Source organism: Bradyrhizobium sp. 137 (genome assembly GCF_023074095.1).
Lineage (GTDB): Bacteria > Pseudomonadota > Alphaproteobacteria > Rhizobiales > Xanthobacteraceae > Bradyrhizobium.
On record NZ_JADPKU010000066.1, the window covers coordinates 94,399 to 120,576 of the forward strand.

The following is a 26,178-nucleotide window of genomic DNA, read 5'->3' on the forward strand; positions in this document are numbered from 1 at the left end:
AAGTTGGATCCGATAACGGCTTGCTGGCAGAGGGATTACCCCCCACCGTTCAAAGTTTGTCATGACTCCCGCCCTTGAAAACGCGCCTTATGTGACGATCCCCAAGAAGATCACCAAGGCAGTCCCGAGTTTGATTTCCCTGTCGTCGACCTACTGTTACGCGAAGTAGAAGTCAGGTCGATTTTACGCACCGAGCCCTGGCCAACTTAAGCGTGTCGCCTGCCGGTATCAGCGTGACATGATGGCCATCCCGCCATTTAATCTGCTCTCTCAGCTTCTTCGACACGTACTCCACGACGAAGTCGTTCGCGGAGGGCGATGTCGTGCGACCTGTATCCACTACCTCAAGGTTAATCAGCTTGGTCTCAGGTGCCGGTCGCCATGGGCTTTTTTGGGACCAGATGGGGGCCGGGCTGAGGTTTTTTTAACCAGCACATCAAGGCACGGTACTGCAATAATCGCGCGATTTTCATTCGATTAAATCGTCGCGAGTTTCTCTGATGTCATGCCGGACGGCGAGTCTCAACAGGCTTCTATTGCGGCACCGCCTCAGCCCACAGAAATCGTTTGCTGAAACGCCCAGCGAGCCCATCTGAGTGCGAGGCCGACTCCTATACCATATTTAATTTATTTATTTTCGCGTATTCGTGGCCTTATCGCGATTGGAGTCGAACGAGACTGTCTGATCGGAGCGAAGAAAGTGTAGCGACCCGAGGCGCTCGGTTGCTTGTCGCGGCAGGTCCGAGGATGACCATCGCGCGAAGCGTCACCGGCTAAAGCCGCGCGTATCGATCTCTCCGGGCGTGGATCCCGCGAACGCCGCGAAGCCGCTCACGCGTAGATCACAATAGAGGCAGCCAGAACAAAAGAAGGCGGGGACTATTCCCCGCCTTCCATGATCTGCACCGCAGATTGGTGGCTACACCGTGTCGCCGAACACGTGACTACGCGAAATGGAAGTCATGGCTGTTCAGCTTGTCGAGCTGCGTGTTCTTTAGCGTGAGCGTGTCGCTCCCCGTCGCGATGACGACGTCGTGGCCTGACTGGGCCGCGTGGGAGAGAACGCTCGCAAAACTGTCGAACACGCCCTTGCTGAACGCGATCGTGTCGTGAGCAGGCCCGCGGGCAGCGAAGTCCTTGATGACGTCGTGGCCGAAGTTCGACGCAAACTCGAAGGTATCCGCCCCCCTTTTTCCGACCATGATGTCATTGCCTGTGGTGCCGGTCAGCGTATTGCTGCGGCCCGTGCCGATGATCGCCTCGCCCGAGCTGGTCCCAGCCACGTGGCCGGTCGCGTCGACCTGCTGCGCCGTAAAGGCGTGGCTCTTGCCTGACAGATCGGAGGTGTGGAAGCTCCACTTGCCGTTGTCGCTCGCCGTGACCGAACCGACCGACGTCGTGCCGTCAAACAGCTTGATTTGGCTGTTGGGATCGGCAGTGCCCTTGATTGTCGCGGTGTGATCCCAGTGCGGACGCACGTTGGTGAGTTCCACGGTCGAGGTGCCGTTGCCGCCGTGCGAGCCAATTGGCGGATCAATCGGCTGCGACAAGACGCTGGTGTTGCCGGCTGCATCGGTGGCTGTCGCAGTGAAGGTGTGGGACCCGTGCTTGAGATTCGGGGTCGTCACGCTCCAGTCGCCGTCGCTTCCGACCGTCGTCGTGCCAAGCAGGGTCGTACCCTCATAGAGCTTGATCGAACTCCCCGCCTCTGCCGTTCCGGATACCGTTGCGCGGTTATGCGTGGTCGGATCGCTCAACAGAACCGGAGCATCCGGAGCAGCAGTATCTACGGTTACATCCAGCGTAGTCGATGCCTTGCTGGTGACGCCAGAGACCGTGTCCGTCGCAGTGAGGCTGTGCTTGCCGTCGAGCAGCGCAGCAGTCGAGTAGTGCCAGGCTCCGTTGGCATCCGCCGTGGCGATGCCGAGCTGGGTCGTACCGTCGAACACCTTGACCGTGCTGTTGGCGGCCGCAGTCCCCGCCAGGGTCAACGTCTTGTCGCTAGTGATGTGATCACCGGCGACACCGCTGTCCGTCGAGAAAGACGCGATTTTCGGTGCGGCAGGCGCAGTGGTGCCGGTGCCCGACGTGCCTGTGCCCGACGTGCCGGAGCCGGAGGTACCTGTACCCGAGGTACCTGAACCGGACGTGCCCGAGCCGGTTGAGCCCGATGTTCCAGAACCAATCACCGGATCCACGCCGGCTGACGCAGCACTCACGTTGCCCGCAAGGTCCGTGGCTTTCGCCGTCAGCACGTGCGAACCGGCCGACAGAGCGGAAGTCGTGACACTCCACGCGCCGCTCGAATTGGTCGTCGCAGTACCGACCTGCGTCGTGCCGTCATATACCTTGATCGTGCTGTTCGCTTCGGCGCTCCCTGACACGACAGTCTGATTGCTGCTGTTCACGGTATCCTTCGCGATCGTCGGTGCAGCTGGTGCCTTCGTGTCGACGGTGACAGCCACCGCAGCCGAGGCCACGCTGGTCTGGCCCGACGCGTTGGTCGCGGTCGCCGTGAGCGTGTGCTTGGCGTCACTCAGGACCTGAGTGATGTAGTCCCAGCTGCCCGTTGAGCTCGCAGTGGTCGTACCGATCTTGGTTGAACCATCATAGACCGTCACCGTACTGTTGGCCGCAGCGGCGCCTTTGAGCTCGATGGTGTTGTCGTTCGTCACACCGTCACCGGCGACGCCGCTGTCGGTCGAAAAAGAGGCGACAACGGGCGCCGCAGGGGCGCTCGGAGCAGGGGCGCTCGGAGCAGGCGAGCTTGGCGCTGTGTAGGTGGGCCCAGTGTAAGCAGGCGCATTGGCATCCTGCTCGACCTGGCCGGTCACCATGTTCACGTTGTGCACGAAGGAGGTCCGGGAGTAAGAGTCGTCCGGCCCGGCGGCCGGATAGGTAAAGCCGAAGGCTTTGGTCACATCAAAATAGTTGTCGTGCGTGGAAAATGCCCCGCTCAGATTGGCGACGTCGGTCCCCGGACCGGAGACGGACATCCAATAGCTAACGCTACCGATCAGAGTGTTACCGGCAAACTCGCCCGACTTCGTGTTGTCGGCAATGAAGCCCTGGGTCGTACCGCCATCCTGGACCGCCGTGTTGTAAAGAATGTGGGTCGAATCGATGGTCGGACCATAGACTTGAAGATAGTCGCCGTGGGTGCCTGAGCCGCCCATGCCAGCCTGCTGCAGCAGGTTATATTGAATCGTGATGTCGCCACCGTCTTGACCGTGGCGGCCGATCAAGTCGGAGTTGGAATTCTTCAGCCACGAATATTCGATCGTGAGGCCGGGCCCTTCCATTTCGACGAGGAATTCGGCATGCCCGCCGCCGCTCAGACCATCGATGGTGCAGTTGGCGATATGCAGATTGGAGGAGGTCTGTGTACCGCTGATGACGCTACTCTGCGGACCGCCTGGATTTAAACCATTGAAGTTCGAGTTGGTCAGGGTGGTGTTCGCTGCCGTGGTTACGACAGCCCAGCCCCCGAAGTCATAACCGTCGAGCGTGACGTTGCTGCCCGTCACCGTGATGCTCTTCTGAGCCGCGTCAACGGACACGCCTGCCGTCGAGATCGTTGCAGGATCCTTGAGCGTCAGCCCCGTCGGTACGCCGACGTGATAGTCCACCCCCGCGACTTTCCATGCCGGCCGGTTCGCACCATAGGTGTCCAGCAAGCTCGAAAGCTGCGCTGATCCAACTGGCGCGTTCGCAGAACCGTCGTTAACTGCCATTACCTGTTCTCCTGATTTGATGTCATCCGCATGTGCTCGACCCCGAAGGGCCTTCCCCGAGCAACACGCCATTCACTTTGTTTATTGGACAAACCACCACGTGATGATCGCCGAGGCGACTATTGGCTGGGTGCCGCGGGCTTTTTTGGGACCACAACTAGGCTACGCCGGGGTGATGTTTGGCTCGCAGCCGCCACACTCACTCGGATACAAAATCAAATTGTGGAAATGCCTAGACGACTGCAGTCTGAATCGTTTGCGGTTCAAAACAAGGAATATTATTGCCCGACGCGATTGATTTCTGTGGAATAGTTGCCGTTGCGCATTGCGGTCCGACACTTGCGGCAATGCCTGGAGTCCGCCAGTTAATATTTTCATTCGAATACTTTGGTTTATTCAACGCCGCAATAAATATTGTGGCAAAGCTGATCTGAACCTTCATCACACGCGGTGCGCGGCTCGCACTTTTTTCGTAACGACACGGCACAGTTTCAATGCGCTTTATGCGTTCTGCAGACCACAGCTTGATGCGTTTGCGACAATAGGCCCACCGAAGCAGCTCATCGATGTCGCTGCTGGGCCGTTAACGATCCAGGTGAGTGTCAGGCTGATAGGCAAGCGGATCGACATCGTTCAGCTTACAGATTTCAAGCACGGAGGCGATGATGGCCAGTGCTCGGCGTCGCCACTAGAGCCTGCGGACAGCGCATTTTTCCAACACGTGATCGGACGGATGAAGCGCTCGACCGCGCTGTTGTCGAACTCGATGCCGCCATCTTCGGTGAAGCGCGTCAGACCGTTCCGGCCGGTGTCGGCCAGCTTGCGCTTTTGGCCGATCAACGCGAACTCTGCCCGGAGCCAGCCCTCCAAGTTTTCTCAAGCGGCCGGCTCTTCTGTTGCCGAACGAACAGCACTCTTCGGCGCTGCGGCCACCGACCTTTTTCGACGGGCTTGAGCGCTTCGCCGACATCGGGAGCGGGACCGCTGTGGCAAGTTCGTAGAAGTTACCCCGCCTGCACCACTAACAGAACGCTAGTTGAAAGACAGAGGCGAGCCCCCGTGGATCGGCCTAGCTCCACGGCCGGTCGTCCGCCGCCTAAATCCCGAGCTGACCAGTCTTGAGGTGCCCCACGGCGGCTCGAGCACCGGCATCATCGCCTCGTCGGCGGATAGCTTGGGTCGCCGCGAATGCTTGAAAAGGAGGCGCTCATGCAACGGACGGGGTTGAAGCTGCCTGCCTCGGTCTGCCTACGCTGGGCCGAGCTCAATGGGCACAATTCGCGCCTCCGGTAGAGCGGCAGGCGGACGCGGAGACCAGGATCTAGGCGACGGTCGACCTCGGTCGGCCCCCTTTCGATCGGCCTAGCCGGCGCCGGTGCCTGCATTGGGGCTGTCTTGGCGATCACGTCCAAACGATACCCCCTAAAAGAGCGAGTGCCGCGTCTCCCTCGTTTCAGGGGTGGGCAGTTAACCACTTCTCCGCCGACATCTAGCAATTTGGGGACTGCCTTATGGGCGGGCGACGACTGGTTAACGGAGCCCGCTGGGATAGCCGGGTGGATAGCAGGTTCGGTGGTGCCGCTCCAAGCCATCTGAAGCCACCGTAGCCGCGGGCCCGTCGTTAGATTTAATTATAATAATATCTTCCAATTTATTTATCTAACGGATTAATATAATCTTGGAATAGATGGAGCTTATACGCATGAAACGGCAGCTCGCGAAGAACGAGACGAGCTCATCTGTGATCTCGATCGTGCCCACGGAGGGCGCGCGCTCCTGCTGGGATAAACTGTCGAGAAGCACATTGTCCGCACCAGTGATTGCGCTCGTCGCTGCAATCCTCGGATTGCAGCTTTTTGCGGCAAGGTTCAGCGAGACGGTAAGCGGCGCATGGGATCGGGACCTCCTTCTCAGGCTCAACTCGTTCGCTGCAACTGACTCGCTATACGTATGGGAACTTGCGAACAATTCCTTGTTCAGGGGATTTCCGATATTCTTCTCAATACTCGCGTTGTGGTTCGCTGGCGATGACCGGGAACGGCGGAGCCGGATGCTCACAGGATTTGTTGCGGTTTGCCTTGCGACCGTTCTTTCCGTCTGGACACAATTTCATTTTGCCACTCACATTCGTCCGCTTCTGGACCCAGCGCTTCCTTTGAATGTAGCTGATCCACGATGGAGCTTGGATTGGGACCGCAGAGACTCGTTCCCCAGCGACACATCGACACTATTCTTTGCACTAGCCACACTGATCCTCATAGAAAATCGATTGGTCGGACTACTTTGCTTTCTCTGGGTCGCTGTCATTATCGCAGTGCCGCGGGTCATCTTCGGATGGCACTATCCGAGTGACGTAGCCGGCTCCCTGGTGTTAGGACCGGCATGCGTCTTACTCTTCTACGCAACTCCATATCCGCGAGCGCTATTCGAGCGCATGCTGATCCGACTTCGGGATCACATGTATATTGTCCATGCACTTCTGTTCATCTTCCTGAGTGACGCGTCCATGTTGTTCGTTAGTTTACAGAAACTCGGAAAAGATCTTGTGCGGCTGTTGGGCTAGCCGCACTAGTGTGGAGATTCGACAGTTTGTTCGCAGTCATATCGAGTCTGCTGATCGGTACCCTCGGGCCAATACGACTGCGGCCTCAAGGAAACCAGCGGCGCTGGCCTTTCTCTCATCTTGCATAGCCCGGCTGGAAGCGATCTGCGAGACGTTAAGCATGAACGACCCCTCACAGCTGATGCCGCGCGCGATCCCTGTTCGGTCGGGATTCCCAGAGGTACGATGGCCGACGCTTCAGAAAACAGTGGTACACCGACGCTTCAGAAAACAGTGGTACACAAGAGCGCCTAGCCAAACACGTGCAATCGCAGGGAAGCGTCCGGCTTTCCAGTCTTGCCCAGCACTCCGTCTATCAGTCCCCTGACCGTGATCTTCGCGGCGGTTGGAGACCCCATGACGACGTATCTGGTCGCGTACAACAAGCCGAAAGCAAAATGGAGGCCCCATCGCCATCCTGCCTCCCGGCGAGCGTAGACAATGCTATTGCGAGCAGACAGATACACCGACAAGTAGGAGCGTTTCCTCGGATCTACGGCAGAGCCGATAGCCGTGCCCCCGATGTGCCGTACGATCGCTCTTTCTGCAAAGCCGATCCGATGCTTGCCACGGCGACGCCCCCAGTCCAGATCCTCCATGTAGAGGAAGTAGTCTTCAGTCATCAGACCGACCTCTTCAACGAAGTCGCGCGTGACCAGAACGCAAGCACCGCTGATCGCGTCAATCTCAGACATCTGCTCGTGCGACGGAGCACTCCCCGCCGGAGCGTTCCGACCAACTGCTACGACACGACCCGTCGTGGAAGACCAATGAAGACCGTAGTTGATAATCTTATCCGGCACGTGATCGAACACCAAGGTCGCACCAACCATACCAAATCCTGCGGCAGCCTTCGCCATTAGTTCAGACAAGCAATGACTGTCCACTTCGGTGTCGGGATTGAGGACGAGCACCGCATCCCAGCCCGGGCTTTCAAGGAATTGCTCGAGCCAAGCGTTAACACCACCGCCATAGCCCAGATTATCCACCGCAAGTCCAAGCCGAACGATATTTGTCCTGCTCGGAAATTGACATTTTTCGACGACGGCTAGTCTTCCTCTCGCTTGATCTAGAAGATCCGAGCCGCCGTGCAGCTGCCGGAGCGTTCGCTCCGGACCGGCAACTACCGCCATCAACCGCTGGAACGCTTCCTTCCCACCGTTCTCACAGACGAAGACCTCGAAATCCTTCCAATCAGAATGCACCAACGACTTCAGACAGCGATCAACATCATCGGGATTGCGATAGGAGACGATGAGCACCGCAAGTTTGGCGCGATCAGTTGCCATAGCCTAGGCGCCTTATCATTTGCTCGCGGCGCCTACTAGCGACCGCGGTCCACGTAAAACGCTGCGCATGTTCAAGCGCAGCACTCGACATCCGTTGTCGAAGTTCAGTATCCTCAGCCAGCCGACGAATAGCCGCAATCCAACCAACTGCATCATACGGACCCAGCACAAGGCCCTCACGTTCATTTCGGACAATGCGTCCCGCGCCCATGCTGGTCGTTATGACCGGTAGACCGCAAGCGCACGCCTCGTAGGTGACTTGAGGTCCGCCCTCCTCCAAGGATGGGAAAACGAAGATGTCCGCCGATCGATAAAGCGACCCGATATCCTCGACATAGTCAAGCACCGTCACGTCGTCCCGTGCGAGCAAGTCGCTGTATCTTTCCTTGATGACCGGCTCCATTCGTCCAGCCAGCACCAGCCTCCCCGTCACCCCGCTTTTCGCCCAATAATCGAGGATCAAATGGGCTCCTTTTCGTATGCCAATGATCCCGACGAAGACCGCAGTCAAACCATGGTTCGAGGGAAGAAGCCGATTCTTTCCCGAAAGGCGAACTGGGTCCCAGCCGTATGCTGCTTCTAAACATTTGGTTTTCGACACACCGTTCTCGAGCAACGAACTTTCGACCGGTTCATTCGGGCAGAATATGTAATCCACGGCCTCAAGATCTTTGGTCTCGCGATCAACTGCCGCGTCGGTAATCCCATGCATCGGCGCCAGACCAATCCTGCCGTACGCTCGGTCGAGAATTGTCTTGGCGGTCTTGGTATGGCAATTGAACTGCTCTCGAAACACCGTGACGTCACGTCGTTTCAATTCCTGGAGCAACTCCATGCTTGCGCTGGGCCAGAGATAGGCAGCCAACCTGCGCGATCGACAGCGATCCAGATATGAGAGGAACGCAGCCTCTATGCTTCGGCTCGCGCTGTTCTTCACCCAGCCATATGGGAAGTACCGCTTCCACACGGGCAAGGCCTCGATCACCTCCACCAGGGGCAGAGGACATCGGCTGCGCGGAGTGACGATCGTCACGCCAAAATTCTGATCGACCATCGCCTCTGCGAGGGAGCCGCAGGTGTACCCCACTCCTTTGCCTGTAAGCGGCAATGGCATCAAAACGCCCATCGAGAAACTCAATGCAACCTCTGTAGTCTGACCGTCTAGATCGGGTACCATCCCCGGCGCATAGTTTTCCAAAATGCAGACATCCCGCGCCTAGCTCGATTGGATGCTTTCACGTGTGCCTCTGTCAGGTACCAAGTGAAGGTTACGGATAGCGGTGCGGTTCCCGACCTAAAGCATCCCCTATCGTAGACATAAGGGCGATAGCCGAGATCAGACAGGAATTTAGTCACCGCCGGCGAGGCAAACGCACACATCAATGCAGGTCTCTGCTGTTGTAACGTTCCTTGCGCGCCCTTTAGGATATCCAGTTCCGCCCCCTGGGCATGAAGCTTGATGAGAGCCGGAGCCAGGCCGAGAGAATCGAGAGCTTTGCACGTGACCCGGTGCTCCCGGACCGTTAGCTTCTTTGCGTCAAAACGGTACATCCTGCCTGGATTCTTCAACCACTCGGTCGCCGCCTCGTAGGAAGTCGCAGCCATTCCGTCGCACTCCCATCGACCGTATCTTGGAAGAAAGAAATCAATTGCTCCGGGACTGCAGCCAAGCGCGCAATCGAAAACGGTCACAGCGTCATCTCGACGATGACGAAACGCGAGCCGCTTCGCCGACCTCGGCTCGGGCTCAAAGGCCACGATGTGGGAATTCGGTGCGAGCTTCTTGAACGCCGCCGTGCTTTGGCCTCGGTTCGCGCCCACGTCCACAATCAAGCCGCTTCCGATCTTGAGCAGTTTGACCCCAAGAAACTCCCGCTTGAAAAAAAACGGCGCGACAACGTCCTTGACAGCAAACCTCATCGCCGCAACGCCGGGGACGTTGGCATAAAAATAGCGAGCCACCGCCTTCAAGTTCATATTGCTAGATCACTATGCTTCGAGAATGGAAACAAGAACCGGAGCAATGCCTCTGTGCTCCGAATCAGAGTTGACGCGCGCCCGATGTTTTCTTCACGATGACCATAAAGCCGGACCTGCCCTGCAGGATCCTGCACGTGTACTGTTGGGGAAGAATTGCCGAGACAAGTTGCCAGACCGGTACGCTCTTTTCAGCTACATCCTCGACGACAAACCAGCCGTTGCACTTGAGCTTCTTTAACGCAAAGATCAGCGTGGCAATGTTCGCGCTGGGTGAATGGAGGCCATCATCGATAATTAGATCCAGCGCCTCTGGCAGGACAGCCGCAAGCTCGTCGAGCGATCTCAAGCTCGTCTGATCAACGAAATACGTTCTTATACGATCTTCCTCGAAAAGGACCCTGCGGTCGACGTCCGCGCCGAAGATCTCGGAATTCGGAAGGAAGTCGCGAAAGGCACGCAGCGACGCACCAGGCCGGCCAAACTTCCCCATTGACGAGACGACGTCAGGGTTATTGGAGCCGAGGCCGATCTCGAGAATCCTCAGATGATTCCGACGCAAGGCGCCGAGAATTTCGCAATAGACGAGATAGTAGTTGTGACTGGACGCTTTATCACTGCCATATGCATTGAACAGTCCGGCCAGTTCAATTGCTTGGCTGTTCGGAACGTCTGCGGAGCAAAACGATTCCAGGCGCCTCGCTTGTACGGGGCGGCTGCCCTGCTGTGCCAGCAATTCGCAAATCAAGGGAAATGCTGTCTGGGCCGAAAGCATCGTGAGATCGGCCTTGGCCTTCGGAGAGCCGCTAGAGTTCGGAGCAAATAACGCCAACTGGTTCACGAGTTCGTGGTTAGTGATGAAGCCTCCCAGTAATCTCTCGTGCGCCTGCCTCGCAGACGTCGTAAGGCCAACGACCAGCTTACTGCGCTTCAAGAGGCTCTTGACGAATTCGATGGTAGGAGAGCGCCTGACGTAAAAGGAGCCGCTAGCCTCAGACATGATGCAGTCTCCGTATTGATGGTTATGTACAAAACACTCACCTGGCGCGGCCCATCAGGCCACATGCTGAGTTCTCCAGCAGTGTTTGGCAGCGAGCAAGTTCATCGGTTCGTCTCACTTGGCAGTCGTCCACTTAACCGGCCGTTGACGAACTTCGCCCTCAGTCGGTTCTCCAAGCATGATGTACTGCTTCGCCAAATGGTGTCGCAAGAGGCCCAACGAAAGACGATTGAGCGTCTTTGACTTATAGCCCTGCATTCCGGAAATCAGACCCTTGGAGACGTTCAGGCCCGCGGCGTTCATGAGCCCGATCGCCGTATCCTCGACAAAGAACCTGAGATGTGTGCGGTCCAGAATGCCCGCATCCTGATAGTCAAACTGGCGCTTGAACAGAAGCGGAATCGCAACACTGAGATGCGCGACATTTGGTACGGACACCACGACATGACCACCAGGCTCGAGCAGTCCTCGAACCTTCTGCAGAACAGTTCTCGAGTCGACAAGATGCTCGAGGATGTCGAGCAACAGTATGAGATCATATTTCTTGAGGCGAGGTAGGCATTCATCAATGCCGCCCAAGATCGCCACATCCGCATTGCGGGCCAGTTCCTCTGCGACCGCGTTATTTATCTCGACGCCTGTCGTCACTGCGGCGGGGTAGATCGTCCTGATCCAGCGCAACGTCTGCCCGGAGGCAGCCCCAATCTCGAGGATGTTGGTTGCGGTCTTCGGCAGCAGCGGCCGTATCTCGTGACGTACATGATGAAAGTAGCAGTTCATGTTTGCTTCTGGCGCCAAGGCGCGTTGCTTCTTCAGATCGCTCAGCAGAGGAGCACGGGGGCCTTCAACCGCATGTTCGAGACTCCGCATCTTCCAAACCCTTCCAGTTGCCGTGTTCATCCAAAGCGGCCCAACCTTCGCCCGGAGAACTCCGGCTGGTGGCCCAGTGCGTAACGCGTCTGCCTGCCCGGCCAATCAATGCAGTTGCGTTGCCCGTTCAGCCTGATTCATCTCGCTCCTTGAGGGCGGTTTCGGCAATGCCGCATCCGCTATCATTCTCGCAAAGTCGGCTAGGTCCACGGAATCCGGATCAATGACAACATGATCGGCCCGGTATTTGCGCCGGGCCTGAGACGATTTGAAGTGATACGAGAGGCTTCGAAAAAGGAATGGACTTATGAACTCATGAAGCATGCTCTTCCACCTCGGAATATTCCGTCTATCCCAGGCGGCCCAGCTTCCGGTAGCGAAGCTCGTCCACGTCGCATCGTAGTCTGACTGTTGCACGCGCAAGTCGGAAACGCTGCGGACCTTTCTCGAGAATACCATCATCACCGTCTGCTCTTCAAAGGGGATCTGATTCCTGCGGTTGAGCGCCACTGGCGGCTTAATGAGATGCCACTTCATCGGGCGGGATGGCTTGATCAGGAAGACAGCGGTATCTTCGAAGCCATTTCGTTTACTGAAAAGACTGTAGAAGAATTCGGGCGAGTACTGGTAAAGGCCGTGCGCAGGAAAGCCGTTTGCATTCGTCGCTATGAGGACGTGTCCGCCCGGCCTGACCAAGCTCACTATGTTGTCGACCGCCTGCGCGACATCAAAGATGTGTTCGATCGACCCGAAGTCGAGGAACGTATCGAACTTTTCGTGCATATCGCTCGGTATCGGAAGATTGAAATCATGTATAACCGATGCACCTTCAAAAGCTGAGGCGTCGATCGAGACGATGTTTTGGGCACCAAGCTTGCGAAGGAGGGGCTCGCAGTAGAGCCCAACTGCAATCGACTGATCGTACGCGAGGTTTGAACTCTTCTGAACCGCATGAAATTCCTGCTTCCAGAAATGAATCTCATGTCTTCCGAGAGTGACCGTATTCCGAAAATCGAATCCATAGACTCGGTTTGCGAAGCTGAGCGCACGGAGGCCCGTCAGATCGATGCCCACAACTCTCTCCCTCTGGACGCCGGACCATGACGTGGCCCCTCTTGCGAGGTCACGTCGTTATCGCGGCCCACTGCCAATTCTCAATCTCCAAATCGGTGCATTCGGCCGACATCATCGTGCCGGACTCCAAGCTTTGATAAAGCCGGACCGAGCATAGTAGACGCGTCTACGTGCGCCTCGAACCATTCGGAGACCTTCACGCGCAAGCGCGGATGGAATCGAAGATGGCACGGCGACCGGACCCTGAGGCTCGAGCCATTCACGGATTTGTGGATGTCCGGGTACGAGCGTCTCGAGAAGCTTGTTCCAGAGCTTCGGCTCCATGGAATCGTGAAAGTGAAGTACACTTACTCCCGTTATCTTTGCCCCGTCATAGTTTCTCGGCAGATAGCTACACAGGGGGAAGTTGCTTGAATCCGGGAGTGGCTGCCAAGCCAGCCCAAGCCGAATCACCGTCAAACCCAGCACGACTTGATCCATGAAGTGCACTTGCGAGTGTGTTCTAGCCACTTGCTGATCAAGAAACGTCTTGAAGTCGGCGAGAAATTCTCTGCCGAACCGCGTGCTGCGCCGATATACATAGAGGCCCGCATTCCAGTAGAACCTAATCCGGTGTCCATCGCCCGTCTGGAGCCATGGAAGATCGTCAGCAACTCTTCCGATGAGTGCAGCGGAGCGTTCCCAGAACGGATCATTTGGATCGGTTACCCCCCTTGACCCGATCACCCCGGCATCCGGAGCGCTCGCAAGGAAATCTACCCCAGGGGGAAGTTCAAGGCCGTTGGGCTCGCGCAAGAACAGGATATCACTGTCGATCCACGCAATCGCCTCTGTCGTGACCCTGCTCTCAACGGCGGCAATCGCCTCCGCCTTGTTCATATAATGGTGCCAGACATACGGATTATCGGGAAAGACGCGCAGATGCTTAATCCCAAGCTCCTCCATTCGGCGATGCGTCTCTCGCGTGAGAGCCGGAGTAAACCGAGGCGTGACGGCAATAACTTCCAGGTTTGCAAACCGGCCGCCAAAGCGCCGAAGGCTCTCCACCATGCGCAGCGTAAGTGGCTCCAGCATCCCTGACTCGATGCAGACCACAATCGTCATCGAAGGCTGCTTGCCAGCAGCATTGTCCCGCTTCTGCACGGCACCGGTCAGGCAATCGGTCAAATGGCATCCTCACTTGCTTGTGCAAATCCAAGCTCCCTCGCTTTCGCTTCAGGACACTCGAACTTGGGGTTTAGCGTGGGCGCGCTCAGTATGGCCCTGTACCTCAGCCGAAGACGACGAAGCAGCAGCGGTAGGGGATTCCGGCTCAACTGAACGATCACCGTCGGCCAAGGAAGTTGCGCCCTCCACTTCCGAATCATGAAGCGGTAGGCAGTCAGGTAGGAGTGGTCGAGACGAAGAGTTGCCTTGCTATTGTGGATAATCGGCAGGTCGATCACGTAGGACTTCATGCCGGCCCTCTTTGCCTCCAGCACGATGTCCGTTCCGTACAGGTGAAAGGAGGGCAGGCTCGGATCGAACAGCGTGCCCGCTGCTCGGCGCACGATCAAAACGACCTCATCGAGACTCGCAGCAGGGCGGGGTCGATCAAATCGCCCGCCGCAGACGGTGCCCAGGCCGGAATCCCACAAATGCCCAACGAATTCTCCGTCGGGCGTCATGCCGCAGATACCGGCGACAGCCCACGACGGGTCAATCGAATTCAACCTCTCGCAAGCTGCCCGCAGTGCCGTAAACCAGCCCTCGGGAAAATAGACGTCCTGATGGGCGAATACGACGATATCCGACTTGGCCCCCGCGATTGCCTGGTGATATGCCGCTGACGCAGCCGTGGCCCCCCAGAGAACGGAAACCTTAATACGGCTGTCCGCAAGTTCTGGAGATCGTTTCAGATTTCGAGCAAGTGTCGCTTGCTCGTTGGCGACGCAATAGACCTCTATCGAGCAGGTCATTTCCCACCTTTGGCCGCGTGGCCAGCTGAATTAAATATACTAACCCAGATATTTATTATCAACATTTATTTGGCAACCGACATTAAATAATATATCTTTATTTCGATGCTAGGATAATGTTTTCGGATCGAGAAGGGCTCATGTCGTCTTACGGCCTCAATGGATCCGGCCTGGTGGAGAGTGGACCGCCACTCCAGGCCGGTGCGCTTGAACGGAGAACCGCGACAGGTTCGAATGGATGGGTGGCATGGCTGCTATTGCTCGGGTGCGCCATGCCCTCGTACATGACGATGTACGTGGGGGGTGCCAAGTTCATTCCAGCGCGGATTGTAATCACCTTGCTGCTGGTTCCTGCCCTGGCCGAGTTGTTTCAAAGAGGGCGACGGCTATGCGCATCGGATTTCTTCGTATGCGCTGCGTCAGCTTGGATGTTTGCGGCGGTACTGCAAACGGATCAAGGGTCGTCTTCCGCGGCCGCTCTCGTCCTCGAATTTTCCGGTGGCTACATCGTAGCCCGCGCTTACTTTTTTGGGCGCCGGGGATTGGAGACTTTTGTCCGAGTCCTGAAGCCTGTTACCGCAGCCATCGTTGCTGTTGCGGTACTGGAGCATCTCACCCGGCACAATGTCGTCGCGGCCCTTATGGGCTTGCAGAGCACGGGCTATGAATATCGTTACGGCTTGCTGCGAGCGACCTCAACGTTTCCTCACGCGATCCTATTCGGCTCGTTCTGCGCCGTTGCCGGCGCCATTTTTCTGTACTCGGAACGCAGCTTCCTTGCTCGAACTTTGTATTGCGGGCTTTGCCTTTTTGGATGTGTCCTATCAATGTCTTCGGCACCGCTGATGGCATTCGGGATTGTACTATCCGTCTATTGTTACGATCAGATGCTGCTGGGGCACCGCTGGAGGTGGCACGCCTTGGTGGCAAGCCTTTTCATGTTCCTTGGAGTCGTATTTCTGGTCGCCAACAAGCCAGTCTCTTGGATCGTCGCAAATCTGACGCTCGACCCAGCTACCGGATATTTCCGCGTCGCGACTTGGGAAAGCGCCGGCTACTATATCGATCTCTCTCCTTATGTGGGGTACGGATTTGGCTCGTACGCCTCCCCCGATGATTTCTTTGGCAACGCCTCAGTCGACAGCGTTTGGCTGACCTTGGCGCTCCGGTTTGGTATTCCATTGGTCATATTTATTCTGCTAGCGAATATTGCAGCATTCTTTCCGTCCAGGCGGACCGCCAGCATTCGGCACGACTACGATGCTTACATGAGCAATATGCGTACGGCGTTCACATTGGGCCTCGCAATGTTCATGTTCGTGGGATTGACAGTGCATTATTGGAACAACAGTTGGATCCTCTGGGGAATATGGATCGGCATCCGCGCATCGCTGAAGGAGGAGTCCGTCGCAGCAGCCGAGAGCCCCGTACTCGATCGAAGGATGGCTAGCGATCGTGACCTCACCGTCGGGCATGCAACTCGGGGATTCTATGCGTCCAGGTAACGAACCGCGCCGGCAAGGCTCCTGCTTCCAACATGACAGCCCGCTACATTAAATCTCTTCTCGCGTTCACGCTGCCTTGGTCGATAGTCGCTAGCCAGGCGCAGAACGTTCCGTCCGGAGATACCCGCCCGCCGGACCGCGCCGCGATCGACAAATCCGCCCTCGATGACGGCTCCTCACACGCGCCCACTTGTACAATTCAGTATCCATCTCTCCTGACCAAGTACAGGTTCCGTCCGCCGTGGAGCGTAGCGGGTGTGGACTATTGCGTTGGCTATTCGACGAATACTCCCATCAAGGATCCGGTAACGATCTCGATGGCCGGCGTATCGCTCGACATGGCTCAGAAGAGCATCATGGTGGCAGGCGACAACGTTACGCTCGACGGTTATGATTTCGGCGGCTGGTCGGTCGTGACTACGGCAGCGAACACCAGCCTGATCAACTCGAAATTCAATGGTTTGAATCCAGGCGGTCCGCAGAATAGTGTCATCAGCGGTACACCGTCCTCCTCCAATCTGCGCATCATCAATTGCATCATTGACGGTCTGAGCGGGGGCGGACGTGCAGAATTCCTGATCGAAATGGAAGGGCCCGGCCTCACGATCGAATACTCGTGGCTGAAGAATTCTAACTCCGACCTAATTGGCCGCCATGGCCGAGACGGCGGCAATATCATCATTCGCTACAATGTGCTAGAACAGGCCGGAATGCGCGGCCCAGGGACCCACGGCGACTATCTGCAGGTTTACGGTCCGACCGTGGAAGCCACCCGGATCCTTTACAACACCGCGGTCCAGAATGGCGGCAGTACTCAAGGGTTCATTGCCGATAATACAAATTCAGGCGAGTTTGGCTGCAATACCCTGATCGGCAGCGTTACCTACTGGATGTCCGTATCCGGTCCGGGGACCGACGCCGCCAATCTGTCCGGCATATTCTACACGCACGACAACTATTTTGATGTGACAAAAGCCTTCGGCTTTAACTATCCGGCAGCCGGGCCGAACGACCGCTACTCAAAGACCGTTTTCACAAACAACGTAAACATGGTAACCGGGCGGGTCGTCCAGGACTCCACCAGCCCGAAGCCGAAACCGTCACGTCCGTGACTTCCCGCATCGCTGGCTACGCTTTCAGGGTGAGCTTCCTTTTGAGGCGGCGGAGCCCGCCAATAATCGGTGCAGGAAGAAGCAGCCAGCAGATCAGCCCCGTAGCGGCGAACGTATCTTGTGCCCGCAAGGCTACTAGGTGGCTCCCCCATTGCCTCAACACTGGAAGTAGTTCTCGAAACCGAGCGCCCCGTTTGCGATACGAGGTAATGATCCCGATGGTCTCGCGGGCCAGGAAATGTCTGGCTCGCTGTTGCAACCGATGGCGCCTTCGTTCATTCCCGATTCTGTGCTCGGCGGTGACCGTTATAAGATCTACCAGCTTCTTGAGATCGTCTAGGTGGCTCTCGAGCGCAAGACGAGAAGTCTGCGTCGCGTCGTGAAGGGAATAGGCGCCACAGCTTTCATTGATAAAGCCTGCCTTGCCTTCCAACAATAGGGGGAGATGTCTTGCGAGATCACTCGCGAACGGCCATCCTGCCGGGAATCCTCCCCAGGCTCGAAGTCTCTCGGTACGAATTATTGTGGTGCACCCCTGCACCATGATGCGCCGTTGCAGATATTCATCGAGGACATCCACGCCGTCCCAGATTCCAGTTCTCAGACTTCGACTAGCCTGTGGTGGCAAGGTGCGCCCCGACGCGACGATCCGGGCCTCACCCAATGCCATCACGATCGGCACTTCGGGCTCTCTTCGGATCAGCGAAATGCATCGCTCCAACAGCCAGGGCGCTACTCTGTCGTCGTCTGGAACAAATACGATATAGTCCCCCCTCGCCTGTGCCAGGCAAGCATTCCAGTTTGGGATCGCGCCGATGTTCTTCGGCTGGCGGACGCAGCGTAGCCTTTCGTCCTTGAATTGTCTCAGAACCAGGGCAGTTTCATCGGTCGACGCATTGTCCGACACGAGCACTTCGAAACGTGGATACGATTGGCTCAGCGCCAGGCGAACGCAGTCCTGCAACCACGTAGCTCGATTGAACGTAGGAATGGCAATGGTCACCAGTGGGTCGGTCCGTCGTGAGGCGGGATCCGATGCCGCCATGAAGTCTTCAACTCCCGGCTGCGGCAGACTGACAGGACGGTCTGAATTCTCGATCTCGCTTGAAGCTCGCATGGCGAACTCGAAAACCTGTGTCATTCCACCGGTCGCGATTGGAGACGACGGATCAATGTTCCATCGCCCTTATTTTTCCGGCATCCGAGGGCGCATGGGGCCCATCAACTAGCTCCAATGGCGATCTCTCCTTTAAACGACCATCAGCCGCGAGTCCCTTCTCGTGCGTTGTGTCGGTAACCCTTTCAAGCCACACTTCACGCCACCACGAATAGATGCTCCTCGGGCAGAACATTTTACAATTGCTGTATCGAGATCTGCACCAAACGTCCTCCAAGATCACCGCCGGCGTCTTGAGAGACCTCATCTTTCCGGTCTTCTCATCGATGAATCTCGTTATCCGTGTCTTGACCCTATAGACACCGCCGCAATATGGAACCAGCTCTGCATCGAAAGCCATGCCTCTATTTATGTTTTCGGCGTCGACGGTCGCAAGAATGTCCTTGTAGGACTTCACTCTCACCAATTCACCAGGCTGGAGGTTTAAGGCGACAGTCGGCGTGTCATGCCGATGAGGTATTTTTCCCTTCCACCTCGGAAACGGAATACCGCCCCGCAGCTCCTGGAAAAAATCGTAAGCCAAGCGGGAAACGTGACCCAGTCGCGCCCTCTTGGCCAGTGCAAGATGCCAATAGGCCAGGTATACGAATCCGCTTGCGATCCGCCCTAAGCTGGCGTTCCTCGAGGTGTAATCCTCCACGTATTGCCTGACGTCCCACCATCGAGCCAACGTCGTAAAGCGGGGCAATTCCGTTGCCTGACAAGAGTAGCGGATTTCTGCATCCGCGGCGCTATTGCCGATACGCGTCCCCCGAAGGACGTTTTCCTCTGTACATTGGCTTTCAGCGGATTGTCCGACGCATTCGCTCCGCTGATCTGGTGAACTCACCACAGCGTTTGCGCGTTCGTTGATGGGCCTGAGCCAAGCCTCCTTCCAGAAAATGAGGCATGCAGCTTGGCAGCCACCATACGCCTCGCCGTCACATCGCAGTTCAAGATGGATACCATTCGGCAGCCATCTGCCACCCGTGTTTGTGACGGTGTCACAAGTCTTGTGGGAGCGCTTGTAGACCTTAAACCGCTTACCACAATACTTGAACATTTGCGGCATGAACGGCAGCCCCTCGAAGCGGCCACTGCTGTCGAGCGTGCTAAGGATCTCCTCCTTGGTCCGCACTTCTACCCAGTCGCCCGCTCGCAGCTTAGTCATCTTGCCCTCCAAATCCGGTGGCCGGTCGTCCAATCTCCGAACCTAGCCCGCTTGTTTTTCATGAGTTCTCATGGACAGTGCGCCCTGCAGTTCCTTGAACAGGTCGAAGTAGACTGTCTTCTGCCCCATAAGAAACAGCAGCATCCAGAGATAGATTGCCGCGATAATACAGCCTCCAAGAAGGAGCCTCAAGAAATGCAACTCTGAATCACCGAGACAGAGTTGGACTACAAGAGCTACTGCTGCCGCCGCCACACCTGCGATCAACGGCCGGCCTGCTGCGAAAAGTAGATCTCGCGGAGAAATCAACGTTCCGTGCAAACACCAGAAAATGTGCGGGATGAGCCACAATACCATCGCGGCGGAATAGGCGAATGCGACCCCCGTCGGACCGTAGGGCAATCCTATGAGGTAGGCCGCAATGACCAGCGGGGCGATCACTAAGGCTATCTTCAGACTTCGTACTTGTAGGCCTGCCGAATACAACAACCAAGCAAGGGGATTGATAATGCCGAATACTAAAATCGTCGGCGTCAACAGGCGGAAGATGATTACGGTATCTCTCCACTTCGGCCCAAGTACGATCTCGACGATGTCATCCACGAAGACCGCGCAGAAGACCGTGATGGGTAGCGTCATCGACAGGACGATCGTATAGCCCTTCAGGAAGTAGTTCCTCAGTCGAGGTAAATCGTTCTGAATCCGCGACAATCCCGAAAACGCAACGCCTCCAATTGCTGCGTTAAGCTCTGCCGTCGGCAGGTTGACCAGCCGATATCCCCGTTCATAGATCCCAAGAGCATCGGCTCCCCAGTATCGGCCAAGGAGCAACTTCTCGAAGTTGTAAGCAACGTACACCACAAGAGAATTCAGGGTAACTATCCCGCCAAAGCTCAACATCCCGCGGACTCCGACAGTCCGGCGCGGTGGGCCGGGAATCCACGCCGCGGCCACCCATACGCACACGGTATAGACCACGGTCGAAATCAATGTCATTCCTAGGATGGCCCAATATCCCAAGCCGCCAACGGCCATAGCGACTCCGGCAGCAAAGCTCACCACCTGTGAGAGCACTTCAATAACTGTCAACGTTGTGTACCGCAGTTGACGCTGAAGTAGTGCCGAATGTTGCACCGCTACGGCGCTCAGAAGAAATCCCAAGCCTGCCACGATAGTCAGCCAGAACAGACGAGGCTCATGGTAAAATTCCACGAGAGCAGGCGCAGTCGCCGCGCAGAGGAGCGCAAGCACTATTCCGATCCCTAGATTGACCCAGAATAACGTCGACATCTGCTCGTTGGTCACTGTGTCTTGCTGGACTGTGGCCGAGGACAAACCTGCCGTTGTGAAGAGTTGAAGAATCCCGGTGACGACGGTTGTCATCGCGACCAATCCGAAATCCTGCGGATCAAGCAAGCGCGCGAGGGCGGCCATGACACTAAGTCGAAGAGCGAAATTCGCCGCCTGGCCGCCAAGCCGGACCACGCTGCCGCGAATTATCATCCCCTTGAGATTGTCCATTCCAATTCCTGTAGAAGAGAGTTCGGCAACGGCTCGCTTTTGGGCACGCTTCACCAACGCCCTGTCACGACAGTGCGAGTTTGTTCGCTACAAATGCTTCAGCGTACCTATCCGGCGCGCGGCATTCCATGCCCCGCAGCCGCGCTAAGCCCCGGAACACCTCCGGATCGAACCATTGTTTGGAACGCTGGCTGCCAAAGTGCGACATCAGCAGGTCGATTTTTCGTTGCAACGCTCCCGCTGAAACGGGCGCATACACATTCGGTCGACCGATGTCTCCATCCCATTTGGGAATCTCATACTCGAGAATGGAGTGATCTCTGAATGTATTCCACGTTAAACGCGACACCTGACGATGATCCTGATGGGCGTCGTCTCCGCGGTGCGTAAGGATCAGATCCGGCTCAACGCGTCGTTTCAACGCCTCGAACCACTTCTTGATCTCGTCACCCTGCTCTGGAAAGAAGCCGTCTCGAAAGGACATTGCTTCAATTTGAGAACGGGCTGCGTCGGACACGAATTCAGCCGCAGACGCCCTCGCCTCACTCTCACGTTCACCTGGCGCGCTAAGTACACACCAATGCACGTCAAGCCGAACGCCACGCGCCGTCAAATTCAGAATCGTCGCACCGGCCCCTATTTCGATGTCATCCGAGTGCGCACCGAGACAAAGGATCGAGAGACGCTCTCCGGGCGCGGCAAGCTGAAACCCCTTCATGAAGCAGCCTGCGTGCGCACTTCCGGAACAACCTTCCAGGGCATTTCGCCCCGCTCAATCATCTCCTCGAGAACCTGCCGGTCTCGCAGCGTATCCATCGCGCGCCAGAAACCTTCGTACTTGTAGGCCATGAGTTTTCCGGCCTCGATCAGGCGATTGAATGGTTCGAGCACAAGCTCCTCGCCCTCGCGTATGTAGTCGAAGATCTCTCTCCGGAAGATGAAGTAGCCCCCATTGATCCAGATCTCGGCCTGCTGACTGGAGCGGAAACGCTTGACGGTGTCTCCGCCGTTGAATTCAGCAAGGTGGAAATTGAACGGGGGATGCACGGCAACAAAGCATCCAACCATTCCACTCTTCTTGAACCGCTCGACTATTTCGGGCAACGGCGCGTCGGTCAGGCCATCGCTGTAGTTTGCGAGAAAGACCTCCTCGTTCTCTACGAGGGAGCGCACCGCCATCAAGCGCTGACCGATATTTCGCCAAATGCCGGTGTCAACTAACGAAACCTGCCAATCCGGTGGCTGCTCGCCGATGACCTCAACCTTCCTGCCGAAGTTGGAAACAACGCAATCGCTGTGGGCCCAGCGATCCGAGTTCAGGAAGTACTCCTTGATCACATTGGCTTTATAACCCAGGCACAATATGAAATCGCGGTGACCATATTGGCTGTAGTATTGCATAACATGCCACAGCATCGGGTGTTGGCCGACGGGCACCATGGGCTTCGGAATGCTTTCAGAATATTCTCGGATACGGGTCCCGAGCCCCCCACAGAACAGCACAACTTTCATGGCTAGCGCTTCCCAGTTTTTGCCGGCCGTTTCGGTCGCCACAGATCGCTAAGAGCGGGTCCTACAGGCCTCGATTTAAATAAAATAAAATCCACTATTGAATGTCGCATTTTATATAACAGACCGAATTAATCAATATTTTTTGAAAACTATTTTGAGATTCCGTTCTTAAGCATTATCATCGTTGGCATTTCGATGCATTTGAATGCCGGCGCGGGCAGTTACGGAGGAATTGGGGTGATTATAACCGAAACCGAACTTAAAGGAGCCTACATTATCGATATTGAACGCCGCGAAGATTCCCGCGGCTTTTTTGGGCGAGCCTTTTGCCAGAGGGAGTTTAGGACCCTCGGCCTCAATCCGGTCATCGCGCAGGCCAATATCGCGTCAAATACCCGGCGGGGAACCTTGCGCGGTATGCACTTTCAGTTTCCGCCGGCATCGGAAACGAAACTGGTTCGTTGCACACGTGGCGCCATCCTCGACATTATAGTCGACCTGCGCCCTGAAAGCCCGACCTACCTGCAACATGTCGCCGTCGAACTGAACGAGAGCAGCCATCGGTCGCTCTATGTGCCGGAACGTTTTGCTCACGGTTATCAGACTCTCGTCGACAACACCGATACCAGTTACCAGGTGGGACAGTTCTATACCCCCGAGGCGGAGAGCGGGCTGATGTATAACGATCCTCGGCTCGGACTGACGTGGCCGCTTCCGGTTTCCGTGATCTCGGAGAAGGATCAGAACTTTCGGTTGCTTAACGAGGTCGAATCCGAACTGAAAGAGCGGATGGAACTCGCCGGCGTCGCGGGTTGACGCCGAAAGCACGTTGCTCGCGGCGCTTACCGATCCCTCCAGTTGAAAGAATCTACGATGATACTCATCGACCACGCCCTAAATGCCCGTCATGCGGCGGGAAAGCCAATCCGCGTCGGCCTCCTCGGCGCAGGCTTCATGGTTCAGGGGATTACCAATCAGATAAACAACAGTGTTCCTGGAATGCGGGTGGTTGCCATATACAGCCGAAAGCCACAGCGTGGCCGTGACGTATTCAACTATTCCGGCCTAGCCGACGTGGTTTACGCGGACAGCCAAGGGCAGCTGGACAGAGCCATTGCCGCTGGCGTTCCGGCGGTCACCGAGGACGCGTTCCTCCTCGCCAGATCGGACCTGGTCGACGTGATCGTCGACGTAACCGGATCGGTTGAATTCGGCGCCCACGTCGCGCTGGAAGCCTTCAAACACCAGAAAACCGTCGTGCTCATGAACGCGGAGATTGACGCGACTATCGGACCGATCTTGCAGGTCTATGCAAAGAGGTACGGCGGCTCCCTGTCTGCGTGCGATGGCGACGAACCGGGGGTGCAGATGAACCTGGTTCGATGGGTAAAGGGGCTCGGCTTGATCCCACGCGTTGTCGGCAACATCAAGGGACTTCAGGACCCGTATCGCAACCCCACCACACAGAAGGGATTTGCCGAGCAATGGGGCCAGAACCCAGCCATGGTCACCAGCTTCGCCGACGGGTCCAAGATCAGCTTCGAGCAAACGATCGTGGCCAATGCTACTGGCTTCAGGGTCAGATCACGTGGCATGTCGCGCGGGCTGGAATATCGCGGCGACGTCATGAAGATCGGCACACTCTATGACATAGACGAGGTCCGCGCCCTCGGCGGAATCATCGATTATCTCGTCGGCACACCTCTGACCAAGGTCTACGTGCTAGCCGAGCACACCGATCCAAAGCAGCAGAAGTATTTGAGCTTGTACAAAATGGGTGACGGGCCCTTGTACGCATTCTTCACACCATATCACCTCGTTCATTTCGAAGTACCGAACTCGATTGCCCGTGCGTTTCTTTTCAAAGATTTGGTCGCCCCTCCCATCGCGGGGCCTATTGTCGAGGTCTGTGCCGTCGCCAAGCGTGATTTGGCGGCGGGCGAGGTCCTCGACGGCTATGGGATGTACATGACCTATGGCGAAGCCGTGAACTCCGAGGAAATGAGCCAAATGCAATACCTTCCCGAAGGTCTTGTCGAGGGTTGCAAGTTGCGGCACGCAGTCAAAAGGGATGCAGTCCTGACCTATGCGGATGTTGATCTGCCGCCCGGTCGCCTGGGCGACAAGTTGCGTGCAGAACAATACAAACACTTCAATGGACACACTTGGCTTGAGAAACGGATTACCCCGGATGCTTCATTCGCTCTCACGGCGTGAAAGGGCTGGATGATGACCAGGTTTGCCGAGCCATGTCACGCAGGCTTGCGTACGCGTCGCAAGGGCTCCGCGCGCCCGCCTTACTCGTTGATCCTGAGCGAGCGAATCTTCGCATGAACATTCATTGGGAAGCCACACCTGACGCGATCGTCGGCTGCATCCAAGCCGCGGCGCGTTTTCCCATCTTGATCCCCGGCAGTTCAATGTATCGATATGTGAATTCTGAAACCATTATCGTCGCGGGTATGCTCAGGCACGAAAGCAGCAATATCCCAGGAGCAACCCCAGAGTAGCTGAAGACGAACCAAACGATCGCTGAAATGACAGGGTAGTGACACAGAAATATCGAGTAGGAGCGCGAACCAAAATACTGCGCCGCGGGATTCGTGAGCGCCCAGGAGTATATATTGGCAGCAAGTCCCGGCCGCTCATGGCACTTCTGCGGAAGACCAAAAAATACAATAAACCAGATCAGGAACGGTCGCAGTTCACTGCGCAACGGAAAAAGGACGATTGCCAAAGCCACTGCCGGGACCAGCCAATTATGACCTTCCACATACGGGTAGGTCAATCGGCTCACAATTCCCACCACGAAGTAGCTCGCTGCGAGCGGCAGCGCTCCGGGCTGAACAGTGCCGACGAAGCTCTTGAACCAAAATTCACAAACTGCAACTGTAATCGCGAGTACCGGGATGAATATTTCATTTCGGATGATGCAGATGATCAGCGGTGCAACAAGATAGAATTGGAATTCCAGCGAAATGCTCCAGGCTGGCATGTTGAATGCGTACTCCGAGTACGGCAACGCTGCATTGGAAACGGCACCGTGCAGCATCGTGACATGCGCGAGAAGGTGTGACCAGAAGTACTTATGATTGCTTGCGGCGACACCATTCACAACCTTTGCGAATTCGGAATCGTTAAAGCCAGGAGAGGCTAACGAAATGGCAAGCAGATCGTTCGTAAAGAAGCCAACAATGCAGGTGGCGGCGAACAACGGAAACAATCGTGCGAAACGCTGGACGAGATAGACAGGATATGCCTCCGATTTTTCAACAACGACGTGCGTGATCACGAAGCCGCTGACTATAAGGAAAACGAGGACAGCGGGTAGGCCTAGTGATCTGAACTGTGCCGCCAACGTTCCCGCATTGAAGCCCGAACAGTATGCGAGGTGCGCCAAGACCACGGTCCACGCCAACCAGCCTCGCAATCCCTCGATTGCCTGAAATCTCTTCAACGGTGCTCGCCTTCTCTATCGCGGCTGTCTCTAGCAGCGGTTCGGAAGATGTTATTCTCGTTTGTCGGATGTATGTTTTCCCAGGCTATGATCTAAATAACGTGACTGACATCGCGACACCTTCCCAAATGTCAGGTCGCTTGACCTTGCCCCCTGGACTTAATCCAGATTGAAGTTCGCTCTGGCCCATATGAGGACCAGAGCATGAAGCGCAGCCGCTTTACGGAAGAGCAGATCATC

21 protein-coding genes are annotated in these 26,178 nt (G+C 56.4%); 5 read left to right on the forward strand and 16 right to left on the reverse strand.

Annotated elements, in window-relative coordinates:
• Window positions 1-944: 944 nt before the first annotated feature.
• Both IVA78_RS20950 and IVA78_RS20955 read right to left on the reverse strand, forming a co-directional pair.
• Window positions 945-3,734 carry an Ig-like domain-containing protein gene (locus IVA78_RS20950; protein WP_247467446.1) on the reverse strand — a complete coding sequence of 930 codons (2,790 nt, stop codon included), beginning with the start codon at window positions 3,732-3,734 and terminating at the stop codon, window positions 945-947.
• 633 nt (window positions 3,735-4,367) lie between these two features.
• On the reverse strand, window positions 4,368-4,604 hold the full coding sequence (locus tag IVA78_RS20955) for a transposase (RefSeq protein ID WP_247335778.1): 237 nt from the start codon (window positions 4,602-4,604) through the stop codon (window positions 4,368-4,370).
• 832 nt (window positions 4,605-5,436) lie between these two features.
• Here IVA78_RS20955 and IVA78_RS20960 point away from each other — a divergent pair.
• The gene (locus tag IVA78_RS20960) at window positions 5,437-6,297 is read left to right on the forward strand and encodes a phosphatase PAP2 family protein (RefSeq protein WP_247335776.1); all 861 of its coding nucleotides are present in this window, start codon (window positions 5,437-5,439) and stop codon (window positions 6,295-6,297) included.
• Window positions 6,298-6,587: 290 nt separating this feature from the next.
• Here the strand turns inward: IVA78_RS20960 and IVA78_RS20965 are convergent, their stop codons facing one another.
• From IVA78_RS20965 to IVA78_RS21000, 8 genes are all read right to left on the reverse strand, one after another.
• Window positions 6,588-7,625: a glycosyltransferase family 2 protein gene (locus IVA78_RS20965; protein WP_247335775.1), complete on the reverse strand. Its 1,038-nt coding sequence runs from the start codon at window positions 7,623-7,625 to the stop codon at window positions 6,588-6,590.
• Entirely contained in the window at window positions 7,615-8,823 is a 1,209-nt protein-coding gene (locus IVA78_RS20970; RefSeq protein WP_247335774.1) for a glycosyltransferase family 4 protein, read from the reverse strand. Before IVA78_RS20970 ends, IVA78_RS20965 begins: the two co-directional genes overlap by 11 nt.
• Window positions 8,787-9,602 carry an FkbM family methyltransferase gene (locus IVA78_RS20975; RefSeq protein ID WP_247335773.1) on the reverse strand — a complete coding sequence of 272 codons (816 nt, stop codon included), beginning with the start codon at window positions 9,600-9,602 and terminating at the stop codon, window positions 8,787-8,789. Before IVA78_RS20975 ends, IVA78_RS20970 begins: the two co-directional genes overlap by 37 nt.
• 64 nt (window positions 9,603-9,666) lie before the next feature.
• Entirely contained in the window at window positions 9,667-10,602 is a 936-nt protein-coding gene (locus tag IVA78_RS20980; protein ID WP_247335772.1) for a class I SAM-dependent methyltransferase, read from the reverse strand.
• Between the two features lie 114 nt (window positions 10,603-10,716).
• Window positions 10,717-11,472 carry a class I SAM-dependent methyltransferase gene (locus IVA78_RS20985; protein WP_247335770.1) on the reverse strand — a complete coding sequence of 252 codons (756 nt, stop codon included), beginning with the start codon at window positions 11,470-11,472 and terminating at the stop codon, window positions 10,717-10,719.
• Between the two features lie 105 nt (window positions 11,473-11,577).
• The gene (locus IVA78_RS20990; protein WP_247467448.1) at window positions 11,578-12,546 is read right to left on the reverse strand and encodes a class I SAM-dependent methyltransferase; all 969 of its coding nucleotides are present in this window, start codon (window positions 12,544-12,546) and stop codon (window positions 11,578-11,580) included.
• A gap of 111 nt (window positions 12,547-12,657) precedes the next feature.
• Window positions 12,658-13,713, reverse strand: coding sequence for a hypothetical protein (locus tag IVA78_RS20995; protein WP_247335763.1), 1,056 nt, complete (start codon window positions 13,711-13,713; stop codon window positions 12,658-12,660).
• Entirely contained in the window at window positions 13,710-14,504 is a 795-nt protein-coding gene (locus IVA78_RS21000) for a hypothetical protein (protein ID WP_247335760.1), read from the reverse strand. Before IVA78_RS21000 ends, IVA78_RS20995 begins: the two co-directional genes overlap by 4 nt.
• A 284-nt stretch (window positions 14,505-14,788) precedes the next feature.
• On the opposite strand from IVA78_RS21000, the gene IVA78_RS21005 reads away from it, so the two are divergent.
• Window positions 14,789-16,009 carry a hypothetical protein gene (locus IVA78_RS21005; protein WP_247335758.1) on the forward strand — a complete coding sequence of 407 codons (1,221 nt, stop codon included), beginning with the start codon at window positions 14,789-14,791 and terminating at the stop codon, window positions 16,007-16,009.
• A 32-nt stretch (window positions 16,010-16,041) separates the two neighbouring features.
• On the forward strand, window positions 16,042-17,121 hold the full coding sequence (locus IVA78_RS21010) for a hypothetical protein (RefSeq protein ID WP_247467449.1): 1,080 nt from the start codon (window positions 16,042-16,044) through the stop codon (window positions 17,119-17,121).
• 16 nt (window positions 17,122-17,137) lie between these two features.
• On the opposite strand, the gene IVA78_RS21015 is transcribed toward IVA78_RS21010, so the two are convergent.
• The 5 genes from IVA78_RS21015 to IVA78_RS21035 form a co-directional block, all read right to left on the reverse strand.
• The gene (locus IVA78_RS21015) at window positions 17,138-18,262 is read right to left on the reverse strand and encodes a glycosyltransferase family A protein (protein WP_247335754.1); all 1,125 of its coding nucleotides are present in this window, start codon (window positions 18,260-18,262) and stop codon (window positions 17,138-17,140) included.
• Window positions 18,263-18,290: 28 nt separating this feature from the next.
• Complete coding sequence (locus IVA78_RS21020; protein ID WP_247335751.1) at window positions 18,291-19,448, reverse strand: hypothetical protein; 1,158 nt, start codon at window positions 19,446-19,448, stop codon at window positions 18,291-18,293.
• Between the two features lie 42 nt (window positions 19,449-19,490).
• Window positions 19,491-20,969, reverse strand: a complete 1,479-nt coding sequence (locus tag IVA78_RS21025) for a lipopolysaccharide biosynthesis protein (protein ID WP_247467452.1) — start codon at window positions 20,967-20,969, stop codon at window positions 19,491-19,493.
• A gap of 64 nt (window positions 20,970-21,033) precedes the next feature.
• Entirely contained in the window at window positions 21,034-21,687 is a 654-nt protein-coding gene (locus tag IVA78_RS21030; RefSeq protein WP_247335748.1) for a PIG-L deacetylase family protein, read from the reverse strand.
• On the reverse strand, window positions 21,684-22,481 hold the full coding sequence (locus IVA78_RS21035; RefSeq protein WP_247335747.1) for a glucose-1-phosphate cytidylyltransferase: 798 nt from the start codon (window positions 22,479-22,481) through the stop codon (window positions 21,684-21,686). The genes IVA78_RS21030 and IVA78_RS21035 overlap by 4 nt, the downstream gene beginning before the upstream one ends.
• Before the next feature lie 195 nt (window positions 22,482-22,676).
• Here IVA78_RS21035 and rfbC point away from each other — a divergent pair, with 195 nt between their 5' ends.
• Together rfbC and IVA78_RS21045 are read left to right on the forward strand one after the other, a co-directional pair.
• The gene (gene rfbC / locus IVA78_RS21040; RefSeq protein ID WP_247335746.1) at window positions 22,677-23,297 is read left to right on the forward strand and encodes a dTDP-4-dehydrorhamnose 3,5-epimerase; all 621 of its coding nucleotides are present in this window, start codon (window positions 22,677-22,679) and stop codon (window positions 23,295-23,297) included.
• A 57-nt stretch (window positions 23,298-23,354) separates the two neighbouring features.
• Window positions 23,355-24,698: an NAD(P)-dependent oxidoreductase gene (locus IVA78_RS21045; protein WP_247467454.1), complete on the forward strand. Its 1,344-nt coding sequence runs from the start codon at window positions 23,355-23,357 to the stop codon at window positions 24,696-24,698.
• A 121-nt stretch (window positions 24,699-24,819) separates the two neighbouring features.
• On the opposite strand, the gene IVA78_RS21050 is transcribed toward IVA78_RS21045, so the two are convergent.
• On the reverse strand, window positions 24,820-25,938 hold the full coding sequence (locus IVA78_RS21050) for an acyltransferase (protein ID WP_247335743.1): 1,119 nt from the start codon (window positions 25,936-25,938) through the stop codon (window positions 24,820-24,822).
• Window positions 25,939-26,178: the final 240 nt, after the last annotated feature.

Excerpts from the sequence above, each read along its gene's own strand:
- IVA78_RS20950 (WP_247467446.1), bottom strand. The coding sequence starts at position 3,734 with ATGGCAGTTAACGACGGTTCTGCGAACGCGCCAGTTGGATCAGCGCAG.
- IVA78_RS20960 (WP_247335776.1), top strand. The coding sequence starts at position 5,437 with ATGAAACGGCAGCTCGCGAAGAACGAGACGAGCTCATCTGTGATCTCG.
- IVA78_RS20965 (WP_247335775.1), bottom strand. The coding sequence starts at position 7,625 with ATGGCAACTGATCGCGCCAAACTTGCGGTGCTCATCGTCTCCTATCGC.
- IVA78_RS20975 (WP_247335773.1), bottom strand. The coding sequence starts at position 9,602 with ATGAACTTGAAGGCGGTGGCTCGCTATTTTTATGCCAACGTCCCCGGC.
- IVA78_RS20980 (WP_247335772.1), bottom strand. The coding sequence starts at position 10,602 with ATGTCTGAGGCTAGCGGCTCCTTTTACGTCAGGCGCTCTCCTACCATC.
- IVA78_RS20985 (WP_247335770.1), bottom strand. The coding sequence starts at position 11,472 with ATGCGGAGTCTCGAACATGCGGTTGAAGGCCCCCGTGCTCCTCTGCTG.
- IVA78_RS21000 (WP_247335760.1), bottom strand. The coding sequence starts at position 14,504 with ATGACCTGCTCGATAGAGGTCTATTGCGTCGCCAACGAGCAAGCGACA.
- IVA78_RS21005 (WP_247335758.1), top strand. The coding sequence starts at position 14,789 with ATGACGATGTACGTGGGGGGTGCCAAGTTCATTCCAGCGCGGATTGTA.
- IVA78_RS21010 (WP_247467449.1), top strand. The coding sequence starts at position 16,042 with ATGACAGCCCGCTACATTAAATCTCTTCTCGCGTTCACGCTGCCTTGG.
- IVA78_RS21015 (WP_247335754.1), bottom strand. The coding sequence starts at position 18,262 with ATGACACAGGTTTTCGAGTTCGCCATGCGAGCTTCAAGCGAGATCGAG.
- IVA78_RS21020 (WP_247335751.1), bottom strand. The coding sequence starts at position 19,448 with ATGACTAAGCTGCGAGCGGGCGACTGGGTAGAAGTGCGGACCAAGGAG.
- IVA78_RS21025 (WP_247467452.1), bottom strand. The coding sequence starts at position 20,969 with ATGGACAATCTCAAGGGGATGATAATTCGCGGCAGCGTGGTCCGGCTT.
- IVA78_RS21030 (WP_247335748.1), bottom strand. The coding sequence starts at position 21,687 with ATGAAGGGGTTTCAGCTTGCCGCGCCCGGAGAGCGTCTCTCGATCCTT.
- IVA78_RS21035 (WP_247335747.1), bottom strand. The coding sequence starts at position 22,481 with ATGAAAGTTGTGCTGTTCTGTGGGGGGCTCGGGACCCGTATCCGAGAA.
- rfbC (WP_247335746.1), top strand. The coding sequence starts at position 22,677 with ATGCATTTGAATGCCGGCGCGGGCAGTTACGGAGGAATTGGGGTGATT.
- IVA78_RS21045 (WP_247467454.1), top strand. The coding sequence starts at position 23,355 with ATGATACTCATCGACCACGCCCTAAATGCCCGTCATGCGGCGGGAAAG.